18 protein-coding genes and 1 pseudogene are annotated in these 18,362 nt (G+C 68.0%); 10 read left to right on the top strand and 9 right to left on the bottom strand.

Annotation, left to right across the window (positions count from 1 at the left end; genetic code table 11):
* Positions 1–20 precede the first annotated feature (20 nt).
* From BHD05_RS09280 to BHD05_RS09265, 4 genes are all read right to left on the bottom strand, one after another.
* Positions 21–737: an ABC transporter permease gene (locus BHD05_RS09280; protein WP_161886178.1), complete on the bottom strand. Its 717-nt coding sequence runs from the start codon at positions 735–737 to the stop codon at positions 21–23.
* Complete coding sequence (locus tag BHD05_RS09275; RefSeq protein ID WP_161886177.1) at positions 734–1,441, bottom strand: ABC transporter permease; 708 nt, start codon at positions 1,439–1,441, stop codon at positions 734–736. The genes BHD05_RS09280 and BHD05_RS09275 overlap by 4 nt, the downstream gene beginning before the upstream one ends.
* A complete protein-coding gene (locus BHD05_RS09270) occupies positions 1,438–2,286 on the bottom strand; it encodes an ABC transporter ATP-binding protein (RefSeq protein ID WP_161886176.1) in 849 nt (282 codons plus the stop codon). Before BHD05_RS09270 ends, BHD05_RS09275 begins: the two co-directional genes overlap by 4 nt.
* Before the next feature lie 132 nt (positions 2,287–2,418).
* Complete coding sequence (locus tag BHD05_RS09265) at positions 2,419–3,084, bottom strand: TetR/AcrR family transcriptional regulator (protein WP_161886175.1); 666 nt, start codon at positions 3,082–3,084, stop codon at positions 2,419–2,421.
* A 168-nt stretch (positions 3,085–3,252) separates the two neighbouring features.
* Between BHD05_RS09265 and BHD05_RS09260 the strand changes: the two genes are divergently transcribed.
* Positions 3,253–4,299, top strand: coding sequence for an App1 family protein (locus BHD05_RS09260; RefSeq protein WP_161886174.1), 1,047 nt, complete (start codon positions 3,253–3,255; stop codon positions 4,297–4,299).
* A gap of 27 nt (positions 4,300–4,326) precedes the next feature.
* Here BHD05_RS09260 and BHD05_RS09255 read toward each other — a convergent pair whose 3' ends face one another.
* A complete protein-coding gene (locus tag BHD05_RS09255; protein ID WP_161886173.1) occupies positions 4,327–4,827 on the bottom strand; it encodes a DUF427 domain-containing protein in 501 nt (166 codons plus the stop codon).
* A 28-nt stretch (positions 4,828–4,855) separates the two neighbouring features.
* Positions 4,856–6,256: a glucose-6-phosphate dehydrogenase gene (locus BHD05_RS09250; protein WP_161886172.1), complete on the bottom strand. Its 1,401-nt coding sequence runs from the start codon at positions 6,254–6,256 to the stop codon at positions 4,856–4,858.
* Positions 6,257–6,285: 29 nt separating this feature from the next.
* Here BHD05_RS09250 and BHD05_RS09245 point away from each other — a divergent pair.
* Positions 6,286–7,936 (top strand): annotated as a pseudogene (locus BHD05_RS09245) (glycoside hydrolase family 15 protein).
* On the opposite strand, the gene BHD05_RS09240 reads toward BHD05_RS09245, so the two are convergent.
* Complete coding sequence (locus tag BHD05_RS09240; protein WP_161886171.1) at positions 7,933–8,694, bottom strand: dienelactone hydrolase family protein; 762 nt, start codon at positions 8,692–8,694, stop codon at positions 7,933–7,935. The pseudogene BHD05_RS09245 and the gene BHD05_RS09240 overlap by 4 nt on opposite strands.
* Positions 8,695–8,777: 83 nt before the next feature.
* On the opposite strand from BHD05_RS09240, the gene BHD05_RS09235 reads away from it, so the two are divergent.
* From BHD05_RS09235 to BHD05_RS09220, 4 genes are read left to right on the top strand one after another with little or no spacing between them, the layout of a single operon-like run.
* Entirely contained in the window at positions 8,778–9,518 is a 741-nt protein-coding gene (locus BHD05_RS09235; protein ID WP_335920118.1) for an ABC transporter ATP-binding protein, read from the top strand.
* A complete protein-coding gene (locus tag BHD05_RS09230; RefSeq protein ID WP_161886170.1) occupies positions 9,515–10,810 on the top strand; it encodes an ABC transporter permease in 1,296 nt (431 codons plus the stop codon). The genes BHD05_RS09235 and BHD05_RS09230 overlap by 4 nt, the downstream gene beginning before the upstream one ends.
* A gap of 38 nt (positions 10,811–10,848) precedes the next feature.
* Entirely contained in the window at positions 10,849–11,913 is a 1,065-nt protein-coding gene (locus BHD05_RS09225; protein ID WP_161886169.1) for an FUSC family protein, read from the top strand.
* Positions 11,906–12,856 carry an alpha/beta fold hydrolase gene (locus BHD05_RS09220; protein WP_161886168.1) on the top strand — a complete coding sequence of 317 codons (951 nt, stop codon included), beginning with the start codon at positions 11,906–11,908 and terminating at the stop codon, positions 12,854–12,856. The genes BHD05_RS09225 and BHD05_RS09220 overlap by 8 nt, the downstream gene beginning before the upstream one ends.
* Before the next feature lie 8 nt (positions 12,857–12,864).
* Here the strand turns inward: BHD05_RS09220 and BHD05_RS09215 are convergent, their stop codons facing one another.
* Positions 12,865–13,311 (bottom strand): hypothetical protein, encoded by a 447-nt coding sequence (locus tag BHD05_RS09215; protein WP_161886167.1) that lies wholly within the window; start codon positions 13,309–13,311, stop codon positions 12,865–12,867.
* A 112-nt stretch (positions 13,312–13,423) separates the two neighbouring features.
* Here BHD05_RS09215 and BHD05_RS09210 point away from each other — a divergent pair, with 112 nt between their 5' ends.
* Both BHD05_RS09210 and BHD05_RS09205 read left to right on the top strand, forming a co-directional pair.
* The gene (locus BHD05_RS09210) at positions 13,424–14,401 is read left to right on the top strand and encodes an NAD(P)H-quinone oxidoreductase (RefSeq protein WP_161886166.1); all 978 of its coding nucleotides are present in this window, start codon (positions 13,424–13,426) and stop codon (positions 14,399–14,401) included.
* A 289-nt stretch (positions 14,402–14,690) separates the two neighbouring features.
* Entirely contained in the window at positions 14,691–15,521 is an 831-nt protein-coding gene (locus BHD05_RS09205) for a UbiA family prenyltransferase (protein WP_161886165.1), read from the top strand.
* Here BHD05_RS09205 and BHD05_RS09200 read toward each other — a convergent pair.
* Positions 15,435–16,886, bottom strand: coding sequence for an MFS transporter (locus BHD05_RS09200; protein WP_161886164.1), 1,452 nt, complete (start codon positions 16,884–16,886; stop codon positions 15,435–15,437). The genes BHD05_RS09205 and BHD05_RS09200 overlap by 87 nt on opposite strands.
* Before the next feature lie 152 nt (positions 16,887–17,038).
* Here BHD05_RS09200 and BHD05_RS09195 point away from each other — a divergent pair, with 152 nt between their 5' ends.
* Both BHD05_RS09195 and BHD05_RS09190 read left to right on the top strand, forming a co-directional pair.
* Entirely contained in the window at positions 17,039–17,632 is a 594-nt protein-coding gene (locus BHD05_RS09195) for a sulfite oxidase-like oxidoreductase (RefSeq protein ID WP_161886163.1), read from the top strand.
* The gene (locus BHD05_RS09190) at positions 17,629–18,360 is read left to right on the top strand and encodes an FAD-binding oxidoreductase (protein ID WP_161886162.1); all 732 of its coding nucleotides are present in this window, start codon (positions 17,629–17,631) and stop codon (positions 18,358–18,360) included. The genes BHD05_RS09195 and BHD05_RS09190 overlap by 4 nt, the downstream gene beginning before the upstream one ends.
* The last annotated feature ends 2 nt before the right edge of the window (positions 18,361–18,362 follow it).

Below are 18,362 nucleotides of genomic sequence, written 5' to 3'. Positions count from 1 at the left end.
GTGATTCCTCTCTGATGCGGTTATTCCGCTGCCGCCACGGATCGGGATGATCCGGAGCGGACGTTCGTGCGCTGTCCTGCCCGCACGCCGGCGGGGACAACAAGTCGTTGGAGGGCGCTGAACGAGCCCTCGAAGGCGATCGCGAGTGCGATCACGAGGATGGAGCCCGCGAGCATCTGCGTGTAGTCGTTCGTGCGCAGCCCGAGGAAGATGAAGCTTCCGAGCCCGCCGCCGCTGATGTAGGCGGCGAGGGTCGCGGTGGCGATGACCTGGAGGGTCGCGGAGCGGATGCCGCCGATGAGCAGTGGGAGTCCGAGCGGCACCTCGACCCGGCCGACGATCTGCCACTCGGTCATCCCGACCGAGCGTGCGGAATCGACGATGCGCCGATCGATCGCCTCGAAGCCGGCGTAGGCGCCGGCGAGGAGCGAGGGGATCGCGAGAACGACGAAGGCGATGATCGGCGCCTGCACTCCGATTCCGATCGACAGGCCGAGGATCGAGATGAGCCCGAGGGTGGGCAGCGCGCGCACCCCGCCGGAGACGAGTACCGCCGCGGCCTTGCCCCTGCCCGTGTGGCCAATGAAGAATCCGGCGGGAATGGCGATCGCGCCGGCGATGAGGAGCGAGAGCACGCTGATCCAGAGGTGCTCGAACAGCCGCGCCCCGATGCCATTGGGCCCGCCGTAGTGGGCGGGGTCGAGGATCCAGGCGATCGCGTCGATGATGAGGTTCACGCGTTCACCCCCAGTTTGGTCGGCGCCGGCGCCTGCGCCTTCGGTGCGGCGGCGGCGTGCCGCCACGGCATCAGGAGGCGGCCGCAGAGCACGAGGAGGGCGTCGAGCACGATGGCGATGAGAATCGTCATTACGATGCCGGCGTAGATCTCGCCCGGTATGTTGCGTTGCAGACCGTCGGTGAACAGCAGGCCGAGGCTTTTGATACCCAGTACCGCGCCCACCGTGGTGAGGCTCACGGTACTGACCGAGACGACACGGATGCCGGCGAGCAGCACCGGGCCGGCGAGCGGCAGTTCCACCTTCCAGAACCTCGACCAGCCGGAAAAGCCCATCGCCGTCGCCGCCTGCTCGACGTGGGGGTCGACGGAGGCGAGGGCGTCGGCGGTCGCCCGCACCATGAGCGCGATGCCGTAGAGGGTCAGCCCGATCACGACGTTGATGGGATCGCGCAGGCCCGTGCCGATGACTGCCGGGAGCGCCAGGAACAAGGGAAGGGAGGGGATCGCGTAGAGCAGCCCGGACAGCGCGAGGAGTGAGCCGGACAGCCAGAGCAGCGCGCCGTTGCTCGCGCTGTACCGGTTGGCGACCCAGCCGATCGGCACCGAGAGGACAAAGCTCAGGATGATCGCGGGGACGGCGATGCCGAGGTGGTCCAGTGTGCGCTCACCGATGAGGGGGAGGTTGTTCAGGACCCAGTTCACGAACTCGTCGACTCCCCTGAATCAACCAGGGCGTCCTCTACCAGCACGCCGGCGGCGCGACCGAACCCGTCTACGAGCACGGAACCGCGATCGGTGTGCCGGATGCTGAGGGCGCGCTTGCCCCGATCGGCGCCAATGAAGCTCGAGACGAAGTCGCTCGCCGGGGCCGCCATGATCTCAGACGGCGACCCGATCTGGGCGATCTGGCCGCCCTGCTCGAGGATGACGACCTGATCGCCGAGCAGGAACGCCTCGTCGATGTCATGGGTGACGAAGACCACGGTCTTGTCGAGTTCGCGCTGCAGCCGGATGAGCTCCTGCTGGAGTTCGTCGCGCACGATGGGGTCGACGGCACCGAACGGCTCGTCCATGAGCAGGATGTTCGGATCGGCGGCGAGCCCGCGGGCCACGCCCACTCGCTGCTGCTGCCCACCGGAGAGCTGGCTCGGGTAGCGGTCGGCGAGCGTCCGCTCGAGGCCGACGGTGTCGAGCAGCGCGAGCGCATCCGAGAACGCCCGCTTGCGTGGCACCCCATTGAGCACGGGCACCGTTGCGACGTTCTCGATCACGGTGAAGTGGGGCAGGAGCCCGGAGTTCTGCATCACGTAGCCGATCCGGCGGCGCAAGGCGACCGGGTCGAGCCCCGAGGTGTCTTCCCCGTCGATCTCGATTGTTCCGGAGGTCGGATCGACCATGCGGTTGATCATGCGCAGCAGCGTGGTCTTGCCTGATCCGGAGGACCCGACGAGCACGGTGGTCTTGCGCGACGGAAGAACGAGGGTGAAGTCGTCGACGGCGATCGTCCCGTCGGGAAATTTCTTCGTTACCGAGCGGAATTCGATCATAAGGTTTGGCTCATTCCTCGCGATAAAGCGCGAATCGACACGTGCCGGGCCATTTACTCAATCACTTCGAGCGGGCGAGTGCCAAACGCAGACGCCTTTTATCAGCGAGCTGTGACCTTCAGTCGCCTCCGACTACGCGTCCGAGCTCGGGTTGCCGTAGGCACCGATGAGGTACCCGCGGGCCACGGACAGCGCCTCGTCGATGAAGCGGGAGTCGCCGTTGCGATCGAATGCGAACGCGCGCGCCAGCAGGGAGTCGCAAAGATCCAGCGCCACCTCGACACGGAACTGCAGTTCATCGTCCGCCTCGAGGCCATGCCGTGACGACAGCACGGAGACGAGCATGGCGGCGATGACCCCGTTGTTGGTGCGGTCCCCCGCCCGCGGCTGCAGGTCGAGCACATCGCCGAACCGGAGTGCGCGGAATCCGGGCTCTGACCGGAACGCGTCGACCCAATAGTGCAGCGCGGCCTCGACCGCCTCGAGCCAGCTGCCGCGCTCCGGCGACTCGATCACCGGGATCCCCTCCGCCGCGAAGCGGGTCATCGAGCGACCACTGAGCGCGTGGAGGACCGCGATCCGATCGGGGAAGTACCGGTAGACGGTGCCGATCGACGAGCCCGCTCGCTCGGCGATCATGGCCGTCGTGAGGCGTTCGAATCCGATCTCGTCGACGACGGCAGCAGCCGCGTCAAGGAGGGACGTGAGTCGCGCGGTACTGCGAGCCTGGACGGGTTCATTGCGAAGCACCGCCGTCGCGACGCTTGAGGCACTCTCGCCGGAGGAATAAGAGGACACGGGGGATCCCTTTCGTCAATACGAGTCAACAATGGCGACTGATGCAAAATTCTAGCTTGTCTCGCATCGTGACCGCACCCCGTTTACACCGGCCGTCTCGGTGTGTTGATGGGCGGGTTTGCGCGGCGCGAATCGTCGGCGCGCCGGCGCTCGTGAAAGACTTCTCCAATGGTGCTCACCCCCAAGGCAGTAAACCCGGCCTCCGCTGCCGAGCCGATCATCCATTTCGCGGCCCGGCTCGAAGACTCGTTCCACAACTTTCGCGAGAAGAGGGCCAGGAAGCGGGGGCTGACGCCCATTGTCGTCCCCTATACGGGATACGGCGGCCCCGGCTGGGTGCGGGTGCTGTGTCGGGTGCTTCTGGCGAAGCCGGCGGCAGACGGCGACGCCCGGAACACGAGCATCCGTGGCTGGCGGAGCTTCACAAGCGTTCCAGTCAACGACGTCGCCGTGACGATCGTCATCGACGGGGCGGAGCACCGTGTGACCGCCGACCGGGGCGGGGTTGTCGACGTGCGCGTCGACGTCGATCTGTCGCCGGGCTGGCACGAGATCACGATCCGCACCGATGATTCCGACATCGTGACCGCCCCCGTCTTCATCGTCGACGACTCGGTACGGTTCGGGATCATCTCCGACGTCGATGACACCGTCATGGTCACCGCGCTCCCGCGCCCGTTCCTCGCGGCCTGGAACACTTTCGTGCTCGACGAGCACGCACGGCGGCCTGTTCCCGGTATGGCGGTGCTGTACGAGCGACTGACGAGGGATCATCCCGGGGCACCGGTGGTTTACCTGTCAACGGGCGCCTGGAATGTCGCGCCGACGCTCACCCGATTCCTGTCCCGCAACCTCTACCCGGCCGGGCCGCTCCTGCTCACCGACTGGGGGCCGACCCACGACCGTTGGTTCCGCAGCGGCACAGACCACAAACGGGACACCCTCGCGCGGCTCGCGCGCGAGTTCCCGGATGTGCGCTGGCTGCTGTTCGGAGATGACGGGCAGCACGACGAGGAACTCTACGGCGCCTTCAACGAGTCGCACCCCGCGAACGTCAGCGCGGTCGCCATTCGTCAGCTGTCGACGAGCGAGGCCGTCCTGGCCGGTGGGCGCTCCAAGGCGGAGGAGCATGAGAACGGCAGCGGCATCCCCTGGGTCTACGCCCCGGACGGCGCCGGGCTCGCGGAGTTGCTCGAGGGCATCGGCCGCGTCTAGCACCTCCCGTTCACACCACGGCCGCGGTCACCAGCCGAGGGTTCCCGGCGCGCCCTTGAACGGGCCGACCAGATTGCTTGTGATCCAGCCGCCGTAGAAATCGCCCTCCTGCGCCGTGACGACCTCGCCGCCCACGGTGCACTCGTCCATCGCTGATGGGTAGATCGCGACCATATCGGCAAGTGCCGCGAATCCGTCCGTCGGGGTGGGGTAGAACCAGGCGGCGCGTTCGGCGGTCACTCCGCCGCCGTGCACCGAGAGGTACTTCGCTCGCCCCTTGAACTCGCACCAGGAGTCCCCGGCGACCGGCGTGATCGCACCCTTCGCAATGTCTGCCCTCGGGACGTAGTACACGGGAGGGTGGCTTGTCTCGAGAACCCGCACTGCGGCGGTTGAATCGACGATGAGCTCGCCCCCGAGAGTCACGGTGACGCGACCGGCGGCCGGCTCCACTCTCGGTGGCCTGGGGTAGTCCCAGACCGACTCCTGTCCGGGGCCCGGCTCGATCCGCTCTGCTCGCTGTCGCATGGGCACACGATACGCGGGCGGTCTGGCCTTAAGCTGAGGCGCCCGGGGTCGTCCACGACTGCGGTCCGGCGGTGCCCGCAGTGTACTCGTCGAGCGGAACCTCGCCGCGCGACCACGCGTCGAGCACCGGCCTTACGATGCGCCAGCACTCCTCGACCACGTCGCCGCGCACCGACAGGGTCGGATCATCCGAGAGGATTCCCGCGAGAACCTCGCCATAGGGACCGAGCTCCCCCTCCGCAAACGCCGTGTGCAGCGAGACCCGATCGAGAGCGAACGGGTCCCCCGCACCGTTGATGTTGATGTCAAGCTGCATTTCGTCCGGGCTGAGTGAGATGGTCAAGCGATCCGGGGGCGCCTGCCCGGCGAACCCGGTGGGGAGATGTGGAACGGGCTTGAACGAGACGACGATCTCCTTGCGCGTTCCTCCCATCGCCTTGCCGGATCTCAGGGTGAAGGGAACACCCGCCCAGCGCCAGTTGTCGATCATCAACGACATCTCAGCGAGCGTCTCGGTGCCGCGAACCGGGTCGACCCCTGGCTCGTCGGCGTAGGACGGAAACCGGCGTCCGTCGACGTCCCCTGCTGTGTACCGGGCGCGGCGGCTCGAGTGTGCCCCGCCGTCCGGAACGGGCCGGGTGGCACGCAAAGCCTGCGCCATGGCACCGCGGAGGTCGTCGGGTTCGAGGCTGGACGGCGGTTCGATGGCGACAAGGGCGAGCACGAGGAGCAGGTGGCTCTGAATCATGTCGATGAGGGCGCCCGCACCGTCGTAGTAGCCGGCCCGTCCTTCGAGGCCCAGGCGCTCCTCGAACACGATCTCGACAGACTCGATGTTCTGCGCGTTCCAGACCGGCTCGAAGATGCGGTTGGCGAAGCGCAGCCCGAGCAGGTTGAGCACGGTCGACTTGCCGAGGAAGTGGTCGACCCGGTGGATCTGGCTCTCAGGCAGCAGTCGGGAGAGCGTGCGGTTGAACGATCGAGCACTGGCGAGGTCGGTGCCGAACGGTTTCTCGAGGGCGAGGATGGTGTCGTCCGGCAGGTCGATGCCCGCGAGAGCCTCGCACGCGGCAATCGCGATGGCGGGGGGAACTGCGAAGTACAGGGTCGGCACTCCGCTGCACGCGGCGAGGAGCCGCTCGAGATCCGCGGGCACTGTCACGTCGAGGGCCAAATAGGTCGTCGTGGCCCGCACGTGGTCGACGTCCGCGCCCGTCGCGCCTCCCGCGGAGAACGACTCCGCGACGCGCGACCGCCAGTGCTCAGTGGACATCCGGTCGATTCCGACTCCGATCACCTCGAGGTCCACAGCGCGACCGGCTTCAACAGCCTGCCCGACACCGGGCAGAAGCAGGCGCGCGGCCAGGTCTCCCCCCGCCCCGAGGATCACGAGTGTTCGGTGGCGAGAGTGGTGTTGACGAGAAGTCATCCAGTCACGCTAGCTGTTTAGACTGCATCATGGCTCTTCGCATCGAGGATTACGCGCTGATCGGGGACTGCCACACCGCGGCCCTTGTCGGCACCGACGGCAGTATCGACTGGCTCTGTTTGCCGCGTTTCGACTCGGCGTCGGTGTTCGGCTCGCTGCTCGGCACCGAGGACCACGGCCGGTGGCAGGTCGCCCCGAGTGCGGACGTGCGTGAGTCGACCCGGTCCTATATCGATGGCACGTTCACGCTCGTCACGCGCTGGACCACGCCGACGGGCGAGGCGGAGGTCATTGACCTGATGCCCTTCGGCGACGGGTACGCCGACATCATCCGGCGTGTCCGCGGGATCAGCGGCACGGTCGAATTCCTGGAGGAACTGGTGATCCGGTTCGACTACGGAGAAGCAATCCCCGACCTGGTTCCCGTCGCATCTGCCCCCTCCCCCACGGACGCCCGTCTCGGAGCGCATCGACTCGACCGCGCACTGGTGGTCGGGATGGTCCGCGCGGGCAACGGCTCAGCTCTCACCCGTTCACGCGACGCAGGTGCATCGCTCGCTCCTCGTCCTGCGCGCGTTGACCCACGACGGGACCGGTGGAATCGTCGCGGCCGCCACGACGAGCCTGCCTGAGATGTTCGGGGGAAGCCGGAACTGGGACTACCGCTACGTCTGGCTGCGCGACGCCGCGCTCACCCTGCACGTGCTCCTCGACCACGGGTTCGCCGACGAGGCGGAGGTGTGGCGCCTGTGGCTGCTCCGGGCCATCGCGGGTGATCCGGCGGACGTGCAGATCATGTACGGAATCTCGGGTGAGCGCAGACTGGTCGAGTACGAGGTTCCGTCGCTCCCGGGGTACGAGGGCTCGTCCCCGGTGCGGGCCGGCAATGGCGCTTTCCAGCAATACCAGAGCGATGTGTTCGGCGAGGTGATGATCGCGCTCCAGCGGGCCCGCGAGGCAGGTGTCGAGGAGACAGGGTTCTCCTGGCCGCTCCAACTCGCCCTCATGCAATTCGTCGAGGACAACTGGAGGCGGCCGGACAACGGCATCTGGGAAATCCGCGGGCCAGTGCGGCACTTCACCCATTCCCGGCTCATGGTCTGGGCCGCGTTCGACTGCGCTGTGGCCGCAGTGCGCAAACATGGCTTCGACGGTCCTGTCGACCGCTGGGAGCTGCTGCGCGATGAGGTGCGGGACGAGATCGAGTCGAGCGGCTTCGATGCCGAACTCTGCACCCACACCCAGTACTACGGAAGTGCGAGCGTTGACGCATCTCTGCTCCAGCTCGCGCAGGTCGGCTACATCGCCGCCGATGACCCGCGGATGCTCGGCACCGTGGCGGCGATCGAGGAAGACCTCCTGCGGGATGGGCTTCTGCTGCGGTACCGCACCGAGAACGGGATCGACGGACTCGGCGGCACGGAGCATCCGTTCCTCGCCTGTTCCTTCTGGCTTGTCGAGCAGTATGCACGCAGCGGCCGGCTGACGGACGCAACCGAGCTCATGGACCGCCTGGTGGGCTTCGCCAATGATGTCGGCCTGATGTCCGAGCAGTACGACGTCGCCGGTGCACGGCAGGCGGGTAACACGCCCCAGGCCCTCACCCACCTCACCCTGGTGCGCGCGGCGGACGCCAGTGCCAGCGCATTCGTTGGCACCGAACCGCCGCGGCACGGCTAGATTCGGGGCTGCACCTCAGGCAGGAGGTGCTCCGAGAAGAATTCCTCGATGCGCTTCCACGCGTCGGCACTCGCCTCCGGGTCGGGACCAGCGCCGAGGACCCGGCGAAGCACGGGGCGCAGAGCGGCAGGACCGCTCTCCTCGTCGTTCAGGAAGGCGTGGCCCGCATCCGGGTACTCCTTCACATCGTGAGTGACGCCGAGCCGGGTGAGCGCACTGTCGAGTTTGGCGGCGGCCCCCCTCAGCGAGAGGTCCTTGCCCCCGTAGCTGCCGACGACGGGGCAGGCCCCCGCCAAGGAGTCGAGGTCGCCAGGCAGCCGGCCGTAATTTACCGATGCGGCGTCGTAGCCGTGAGTGGACAGGAGCAACGCGAATCCTCCGCCCATGCAGAACCCGATCACGCCCACCCGCCCGGTGCAGTCTGTGCGGGTGCGCAACGTCGACCGTGCCGACTCGATGTCGGCGAACGCACGCCCCTTCCCAGTCAGGAGCGAGCGGAACGTCGAGCCGAGACACGTGCGCGCCCCACCATCGCTGAACAGGTCGGGGGCGAGCACGAGGAATCCGGCGGAGGCGAGCCTGAAGGCCTGTCGGCGCAGGATGTCGTTGATCCCGAACGCCTCGTGCACCATCACGACGCCGGGCCAGGGTCCGGGGCCCGCTGGCCTCGCGAGCACGCCAGCAAGATGTTCGCTTGTGCCCGGGACCGCGGAGTCGATGTGCACGGCGTCGACCTGGACCTTGTGACGTTCCGCCATGGCGCTCCCCTTCTTGCGCCTGAGCCTAGCCCTGCCACCAGCCCACTGCAGCGCGGATGCCGGGCACAGCCAACACTGCGAAAATGAGGGACATGTCATCCTCCGTGCTCACCGCACGCAATCTGTCCAAACACTACGGAACCGGCGACGCACGTTTCGACGCGCTTCGCGGAATCGACCTCGATATCCGCGAGGGCGAATCCGTCGCGATCGTCGGCAAGAGCGGGTCGGGAAAGTCGACGCTCATGCACATCCTCGCCCTGCTCGACTCGCCGTCGAGCGGCGAGCTGGAGATCGTGGGACAGAACGCGAAGGCGTTGAAGGGGCGCGCACTCAACACGCTGCGCAATGCCACCTTCGGATTCGTGTTCCAGCAGTTTTTTCTCAACTCGCACGCGACCGTGCTCGAGAACGTCATCCTGCCGCTCAAGATCGCGCGCCTCGGATCCCGTGAGCGCAAAGCGAAGGCGCTCGAGACTCTCGCGCTCGTCGAGCTGACCGAGAAGGCGGGGTCGAAGGCGATGGACCTGTCCGGCGGCCAGAAGCAGCGCGTTGTGATCGCCAGGGCCCTCGTGGGCGATCCGCGCATCATCTTCGCGGATGAACCGACCGGCAACCTCGACTCCGCCACGGGCGCCATCATCGAGAACCTGCTCTTCTCGCTCAACCGCGACCGCGGCATCACGCTCGTGATCGTCACGCACGACGACGACCTCGCCGCCCGCGCCGACCGCCGCATCTACCTCAGGGACGGGCGCCTCGTCGGCGAGAGTGACCTGAAGTCCCCGCCTCCTCCGGCCAAGAATGGGGCGACACTCGCATGAGGACCACCGACATCGTCACGACCGCGATCGGCAACAGCTTCCGCAGCCGCCTGCGCACCACCCTCACCGTCCTCGCGATCTTCATCGGCGCATTCACCCTCACGACCACGAACGCGCTTGGAACGGGCGTTAACGAGTACATCGATACCCAGATCACGTCGATCGGCGCCCCGGACGTCATGAACGTCAGCAAGCCGACGCAGGCGAGCGACGCGGGGGATGGCCCCGCCCCCTATGACCCGGATGCCGGAAGCGAGATCGACACGAACGCCGGTCCTCCTGGCACCACGGTGCTCGCCCTCTCCGACGCGGACATCGACGAGATCCGCGCGGTCGAGGGAATCACAGATGCCCAGCCGCTCGTCTCCGTCCGTCCAGACTTCGTCGAGTGGCAGGACAACGGCCGGTTCCAGCTCTCGATCAGCCCGTTCAGTTCCGGGGTCACCCTCGACCTCGCGGCGGGAAGCGGCTTCGACCGGGCCAGCACGGGGTTCGAGATCGTGCTCCCGACGACCTACGTCGACACGCTCGGCTTCGCCAGCGAGACCGCGGCGGTCGGCGAGAGCGTGCGGATCGGCGTGACGGATGCCGTCGGAGAGCAGCACCTGATCGACGCCACGGTCGTCGGCATCCAGAACCCCACGCTTGTCGGCACCGGCGCCAGCACGAACACCGCGCTCACCACCGCACTGTTCGATGCCCAGCGGACGGGGCTCCCCGAGCAGGCGTCCACGGACTACGCCAGCGCGACGGCGAGATTCGACGCCGGCGCCAGCGACGAGGAGATCCAGGCGATCAAGGACCGCCTCGTGGATGCCGGCTTCGCCGGGACCACCGTCGCCGACCAGATCGGCACCTTCCAGAGCGTCGTGGACGGCATCATCCTCGTGCTCAACGCGTTCGCCGTCATCGCGCTCATCGCGGCCGGGTTCGGCATCATCAACACCCTGCTGATGAGCGTCCAGGAGCGAACACGAGAGATCGGGCTCATGAAGGCGATGGGCATGAGCGGGGCGCGCATCTTCGCCCTGTTCAGCACCGAGGCCGTCTTCATCGGGTTCCTGGGCAGCGCGATCGGGGCGGGTGTCGCGATCGCGGTCGGCTCCGTGGTGAGCTCGGTGCTCGCCGACGGCTTCCTGTCCGGGCTCGCTGGTCTGCAGATCCTCACGTTCGCGCCGGCATCCATCGCGAGCGTCTTCGCCCTGGTGATGGGGATCGCGTTCCTCGCGAGCACCCTGCCGGCGTCGCGGGCGGCGCGGCAGAGCCCCATCGACTCGCTGCGGTACGAGTGAGGCGCGGGCGCCCAGCCGCACGGCACTAGCCTGAGGGGATGCGCCAGTTCGCCTCGCTTCGCGCCTCGGCGCGCAGCCCGCTGCTCCAAGTGCTCAAGACATCGGTCGCCGCCGTCTCGGCGTGGCTGCTGTCGAACCTGCTCCTGCAGCAGCCCCTGCCGATCTTTGCCGCCATCGCGGCACTCCTCGTGGTGCAGCCGAGTGTCAACCAGTCGCTCGCGAAGGGGATCGAGCGGAGCATCGGAGTGATCCTCGGGGTCGTGATCGCCTATTCCGCCGGCCTCGCATTCGGCAACGCGAGCTGGGTCGTTCTCGCGGTCATCGTCGTGTCACTGCTCGTCGCCTGGGCGCTCAAGCTGACGCCCGGGTCGTCCAACCAGATTCCGATCAGCGCAATGCTCGTCCTCGTGATCGGCGCGCAGACCCCCGAGTACTCGATCGAACGGATCCTCGAGACGATCATCGGTGCCGGTGCGGGCCTCGTCATCAACGCGCTGATCGTGCCGCCGGTGCTCGTTGCCCCCGCGCGGCTCGCCGTCGGACGTCTGGAGGCGAGCGTCGCCTCCTCGCTGCAGCGACTTTCGGCCGCACTGCGCTCCCCCATCGGCTCGTCCGAGCTCGAGCTGATGATGACCGCGGCACGGGAGCTGCGACCCCTGCAGGCGAAGGCTGCCGAGGAGCTGGACCGTGCCGAGGAGAGCCTCACCTTCAACCCGCGCGGCTCGCGGCACCGGATCACGATCGAGCGGGACCGGGCCCTGCTCGACCGGCTCTCCACGCTCGTCATCCGCGCGATCGGCATGACCCGCGCGCTGCGCGACAACTACGATGCGGCTCTCGTCGAGGATCCGACGGTGTCGCGCATCGCCCTCGAGCTCGACCGTGCCGCCCACGACGTGCGCCTCATGGCCGGGACGACGGTCGGCAGCGCGAGGCCCGCAGGCGTGGCAAGCGAACCCGCCCCGACCACCGCGGAGGTCCCCGCACTCACCGCCCCACTCGTGATCGCCGCCCCGAACCCGAGCAACTGGGTACTTGTCGGTTCACTTCTGGAAGACCTGCGCCGAGTGCGCGAAGAGATCATCGGCGGACCGGATGCCTGAGCTCGCGGCGCCATCGGTGCACACCTACGCCCCGTACCCGGTTGTCAGCGACGCCGCCACGCTCGGGCTCGTCGAGACCCGAGTGGCCGGCGAGCACGGCCACACGGTTGCCCGGCACCGCGCCGTGAGGACGTCGGTGCGGGCCACGATCTTCCTGCACGGCGCCGCCGGAGCGTGGACCACATTCACCCCGCTGCTGCAGGCCGCGGCAGCCGACGGAATCGAGATCGAGAATCCCGTGCTGCTCGACCTTCCCGGTTGGGGCGAGGGCGCCCTCTTCCCCGGCGCCGTCGACCTGTCGGTCGACTCGTTCGGCGCCTTCGTGAAGGACACCGCCGAGGGTCTCGGGTACACGGAGTGGGACATCGTCGGGCACTCGCTGGGCGGATCGATCGCGATGCACATGGCCGCCGCGTACCCCGACCAGGTGCTTTCCGTCGGAATGGTGTCCGGCACCACATTCTCTGTCATTCGCAGCATCGACCACCCCTTCGCGAACTTCCGGGAGGTGCCCGCTTTCGTGATGCTCTGGCGCATCCTGCAGCTTCTCAGCCTCCTCGGGCGCACCGGCCGCCGCATCGTCGTCGGGATCGGCGCAACCCCGATGGCCCGGCTGCTGTTCGCACCGCTGTTCCGGCACGGGTACCGTGTGCACCGATCCGTCACCGACGCGACCGTGCTCGATCTGCATCCGAGGTCCTTCGCGGCGGCCGCCACCGCGACGGCGGGCTACAACGCCCACCACTGGTGGGGGCGCATCGCCTGCCCGGTGATCGCGCTCAAGGGCGACCGGGACATCTTCGTTACCGATGCCGACTTCGATGAGCTCGCGCGGGTGGTGCCGGACAACCGGCGCACGGTAATCGAGGACTGCGGCCACTTCGGGATCATCGAGCACCCGCACGCGGTGCTGGCCGCGCTCGGCTACACAGATCAGTTCTGACCTGACGGTCAGGGGCGATCGAGCCAGGTGAGGCTCGCGAAGTCCTCGGCCGAGAGGCCCAGCGCCGTGGCCGAGTGCGCAACGAGAGTGCGTGCGTCTCCGATCTCGGCACCCGCCCGAACGAAGACGTCGAGGCCGGGCGGGGTCGAGCGGGAGCCGGTCAGCCGCAGCACGAGGATGTCCCGGTCGGCACTGGACCCGACGACGCTCCACTGGCTCCGGCGAAGTCTCCTCCGTCCGAGCCCACGGCGCGCGAAGTCGCTGCCGTTCCAGCGGTCGACACCGAGCTGGTGCTCCCGCCGCCCGTCGGACGAATGCCACGAGACGTCGTCGCCGAGCACGAGCGGAGCATCCGAAATAAGCTCGAAGGCGATGGCAGGCGCGACCCTCTCGTTCGACAGCCACAGCGGTATATTCGTCGCCCGCACCTGCCAGGTGCCCAGAAGCAGAGACACGAGCCGCTGCGAATCTTCCTGCGCGCGGGCTCTGCGGCCCCGCGCGGGCGCTCCCACCATGTCCCCAGTCACAGAACCAACTTAGCGCCGCACGGTCGCGTAGCGTGGAGACATGAGGGCAATTGTCATATCGGACAGCGGTGGTCCCGATGTGCTGGAGGAGCGAGAGCTCCCCGACCCGGACCCCGGGCACGGCGAGGTGCTCATCGCTGTCGCGGCGGCCGGCGTCAACCGGGCAGACGTGGTGCAGCGGCAGGGCGACTACCCTCCTCCCCCCGGTGCGCCTGACTGGCCGGGCCTCGAGGTGTCGGGCACGATCGCCCGACTGGGATCGGGGGTCACGGGCTGGTCGGTTGGTGACCGGGTTTGCGCGCTGCTGTCGGGCGGGGGCTACGCGTCACTCGCCGTCGCCTCCGCGCACCAGCTCCTGCCCGTACCGGAGTCGGTCGACCTGGTCGACGCGGCGGCATTGCCGGAGGTGGTGGCGACGGTCTGGAGCAACCTGTTCCTGCTCGGCGGGCTCCGGGCAGGGGAGACGATTCTCATCCACGGCGGATCGAGTGGCATCGGCACGATGGCCATCCAACTCGCGCGCGCGTTCGGCTGCCGCGTCGCTGTGACGGCCGGGTCGGCGGCGAAGCTCGCCGCATGCGAGCGCCTCGGCGCCGATATTCTCATCGACTACACCACCGAGGATTTCGTCGATTCGCTCGAGCGGGCTACGGATGGCGCGGGAGCCGACGTCATCCTCGACCCGATCGGCGGAGCCTACCTGGACCGCAACATCCGTGCACTCGCCCGCCACGGCAGAGTCATGCTGATCGGCAACCAGGGCGGTGTACCCGCCACATTCGCGATCGGGCGACTGATGGGCAAGTGGGGCAGCATCCACGCCACCAGCCTGCGTACCCGGCCCAACGCGGAGAAGGACGACATCATCGAGAGCGTGCGGGAGAACGTCTGGCCGCTTGTCGCGGCGCGACAGGTGGTGCCCATCGTCGACCGCCGCTTCGCGCTAGCGGATGCCCGGCTCGCGCACGAGCGCCTGGAGTCGTCGGTGCACATTGGGAAGCTGCTGTTGGTCCCATAGCGCCCGCGTCGCGCCACGAATGGGCGACTCACGGACGAAGCCAGCAACCACCCGCATCCACCCACGAGCTGCCCAAATGGGTCACATCAGAGCGCACCGAGGCGACATAAGTGGGCCACTCGCGGGATTGAAGCCAGCAACCACCCGCATCCACCCGCGAGCTGCCCAAAAATGTCGCGCCAGAGCCCACTGAGGCCACGCAAGTGGGCCACTCGCGGGTGGATTCACTAGCAGCACGAGCAGCACGATCCTGGCGGTCACGACGCACCGCACGACCTAGCATTGGGCAATGCCCAACACTGCGGTCGCGCTCCTTCGCTCGACCCACCCCGGACCGGCCGTCGCCGTGACGCTCATCGCGATCGTGCTGGCCGTGGGAGTCGGGCTCGACGGATGGCGCCTCGCGGTTCTCGGCGTCGCCTTCGCCGCGAACCAGGCCTCGGTCGGGCTGTCCAACGATTGGATCGATGCCGAGCGCGACATCGCGGTGGGACGCACCGACAAGCCGGTCGCGCTCGGCTGGGTCACCGCCAGCACCGTGCGGGGTGTCGCGATCGCGACCGCCATTGTCGCGGTGGCCGCAACGGTGCCGCTCGGCTGGAGGGCGACGGTCGCCCACACCGTGTTCATCGCCTCGGCGTGGAGCTACAACGCGTGGCTCAAGCGCACCCCGTTCTCGGTGCTGCCCTACATCGTGAGTTTCGGCCTGCTGCCCGCCGTCGTTACCCTCTCGCTGCCGGAACCGTCCTGGGCGGCCGCGTGGGCGATGGGGCTTGGAGCGCTGCTCGGCGTCGCCGCGCACTTCGCCAACGTGCTGCCCGACCTCGACGACGATCGCGCGACCGGAGTGCGCGGGCTCCCCCACCGCCTCGGATCGCGGCGCACCGGCATCGGCACCTTCGCGGCGCTGCTCGCGGCATCCGTGCTCGCTCTCGTCGGCCCCGGCGAGGTCGACACGATTCAGTGGCTCGGGTTCTCCGCGACCGTGCTCATCGCTGCGGTCGGCGTCTCACTCGTGCTCACGAGGGAGCCCTCACGCCTTCTCTTCCAGTTGATCATCGCCGCCGCGTTCGTGAACGTCGTCCTGCTGGCCACCGCCGGCGCGAGCCTGCTCGCCTGACGCAGGTGCAGCACCGTCCGCGACGGGTACATTGCGGATGCCGATGGCCGACACCACCCCGCCGATGATCAGCAGCACCGCAGTGACGACGAGCCCGCGGTGGAAGCCCTCGAGGTCGAGTTCGCTTCCGACGATGACGCCGAGAAGCGCGATCGCGATGAGTCCCGCGATGCGGGAGAGGGCATTGTTCACGGCCGAGCCGATACCGGCCTGCCGGGAGCTGATCGACCCGAGCACCGCGGCCGTGAGCGGCGCCACCGTGATCGTGAGCCCGAGGCCGAAAACAGAGATGCCGGGCAGCACCGCCGCGAGGTAGTCGGCGGATTCGTCGATCCTCAGCATGAGCAGAAATCCGACGCCGCCGAGGATCGGGCCGATGGTCATGAACAGCCTCGGTCCGAAGCGTCCCGCGAGCGAGCCGAACAGCGGCGACAGCGCGATGTTGGCCACCGTGACGGGCAACAGCGCGGCGCCGGCGAGGGTGGCCGAGTAGCCGGCCGACTGCTGAAGGAAGACCGCGAGCACGAAGGTTCCGAGCGACAGGGCGCCGTAGATGAGCACCGTTGCCACGTTTCCGACGGCGAAGTTGCGAACCCGGAACAGGCCGAGGGGCATCATTGGCGACGGTGCGACCCGCTGGCGGTAGATGAATCCGGCGAACGCGAGAACGCCGATGACGAGCGGCACCCAGATGATCGGGCTGGCGAGGCCGTAGTTGGCCTGCTCGATCAGTGCGAAGACGGGCAGCCCGAGCCCGACAACCCCGAGAACCGCGCCGAGGTAGTCGATCGGCACCCCCGGCATCCGCTCATCGCGCTCCCCCAGCAGAATGAGCAGCCAGAGGGTCACGAGAATCGGCAGCAGGTTGATGGCGAACACGAGCCGCCACGAGGCGAGGTCGACGAAGAGTCCGCCGAGCACCGGGCCGATCAGGAAGGCGGCGCTTGTCCAGCCCGTCCAGAGCCCGATCGCCTTGCCCTGCGCGGGCCCCCGGAAGGTGGAGAGGATGAGCGCGAGCGAACTCGGCACGAGAAGCGCACCGGCGACTCCCTGGAGAGCCCGCGCGACGATGAGGAACTCGCCGGTCGGCGCAAGCGCGCACATGACGGAGGTGATGCCGAAGCCGATGAGCCCGAGGCGGAGCACCAGAATGCGCCCGAACACGTCCGACAGCGACCCCGCGAGCAGTATGAGCGACCCGAGCGTGATGAGGTACGCGTCGACGACCCACTGCTGCAGCGACAGCCCGCCCCCAAGCTCGTCGGTGATCGCCGGGAGGGCGACGTTGATGACCGAACCGTCGAGGAAAGCGACGAACGAGGCGAGCACGGCGATCGCCAGCACAAGTCGTTGGGAGCGGGTCACAGCCGGACCGCGGGTGCTCTGCCAATCATGAGGCCAGCCTAGGCGCGGCCACAGTCATCGAGCCAGCGTTCGCGCGTCTCTGAATCGCCCGGTGTTTCTATAGGCTGGTGCAGCACCTCTCGCCATCGGGGCGAGGCGAGCAAGGAGGGCACGTGGGCATCTTCTCGCCCGGTTTCGGAGGCAAGCGGAGATCGGACGTTCCGGGCCTCCCTCCCGGCCAATACCTCACCGAGAGCTTTCCCGTGCTGTCGGCCGGTGCGACGCCGCGGGTGTCTCTCGACGAGTGGGAATTCTCGATCTCGACCGAGTCGGGTGTGCGGCACCGATGGTCGTGGCAGGATCTCCTCGCCCTCCCGATCGAAGACGTGACCACCGATATCCACTGCGTCACGAGTTGGTCGAAATTCGGGACCGCCTGGCGTGGCGTTTCCCTCGACACCCTGCTCGCCGACGTCGAGACGACCGCCGAGTTTTCGATGGCGTACTCCTACGGTGGCTACACCACCAACGTTCCGCTGGCCGACCTCCGGGGCGGCAAAGCCTGGATCGCGTTCGAATTCGATGGAGTCCCGCTCGAGCCGCAGCACGGCGGGCCAGCACGGCTGCTGGTACCGCACCTCTACTTCTGGAAGAGCGCCAAGTGGGTGCATGGCCTCAACCTCCTCACCGAGGACGGCCCGGGATTCTGGGAGCAGAACGGATATCACATGCGCGGCGACCCGTTCCTCGAGCAGCGCTATTGGTGAGCTGGAGGCCCGCTCTCGTCGTGTCGGAGCGGCGGGAGACGAGTGAGGCCAGAACCCTCGGGCTCGACATCGAGGGGTGGCCGGGACACGTCGCGGGCCAGCATGTGGATGTGCGGCTGACCGCCGAGGACGGCTATACGGCGGTGCGCTCCTACTCGATCTCGTCGTCGTCGCCATCGGGGCGACTCGAGATCACGGTCGACCGCCTCGACGACGGAGAGGTCTCCCCCTACCTCGTCGACCTGCTGAGCGCGGGCGACCGCATCGAGATCCGCGGCCCGTCGGGGGGCTGGTTCGTCTGGAGCCCGGAGACCGCGCCGGCCGCCCCGCCTCGCGCTCTACAACTCATCGGCGGTGGTTCGGGCATCGTGCCGCTCATGTCGATGATCCGCACCCACGCCGAGACCGCAAGCGGCACAGCGTTCCGGCTGCTCTACTCCGTGCGTTCCCCTGCGCTCGCTCTCTACCGCGACGAACTGCTGCGGCTAGAGCGGGACGACGCCGCCCTCCACCTCGAGTGGGCGTACAGCCGCGAGACGCCCGGTGGCTGGCCCACACCTCCGGCACGCCTCGACCGGGAACGAACGGTCGCGGCCGTGTTCCCGCCGGCGGTCGGCGCCGAGATCTACGTGTGCGGGGCGTCCCCGTTCGTCGAGTCGGTCACGCAGTGGCTCGTCGAGGCCGGCCACCTCGCTGACCACATCAAAACCGAACGCTACGGCGGCTGACC

Source organism: Marisediminicola antarctica (assembly GCF_009930795.1).
GTDB classification, from domain to species: Bacteria; Actinomycetota; Actinomycetes; order Actinomycetales; family Microbacteriaceae; genus Marisediminicola; species Marisediminicola antarctica.
This window is presented reverse-complemented; position numbering and strand designations above follow the sequence as displayed.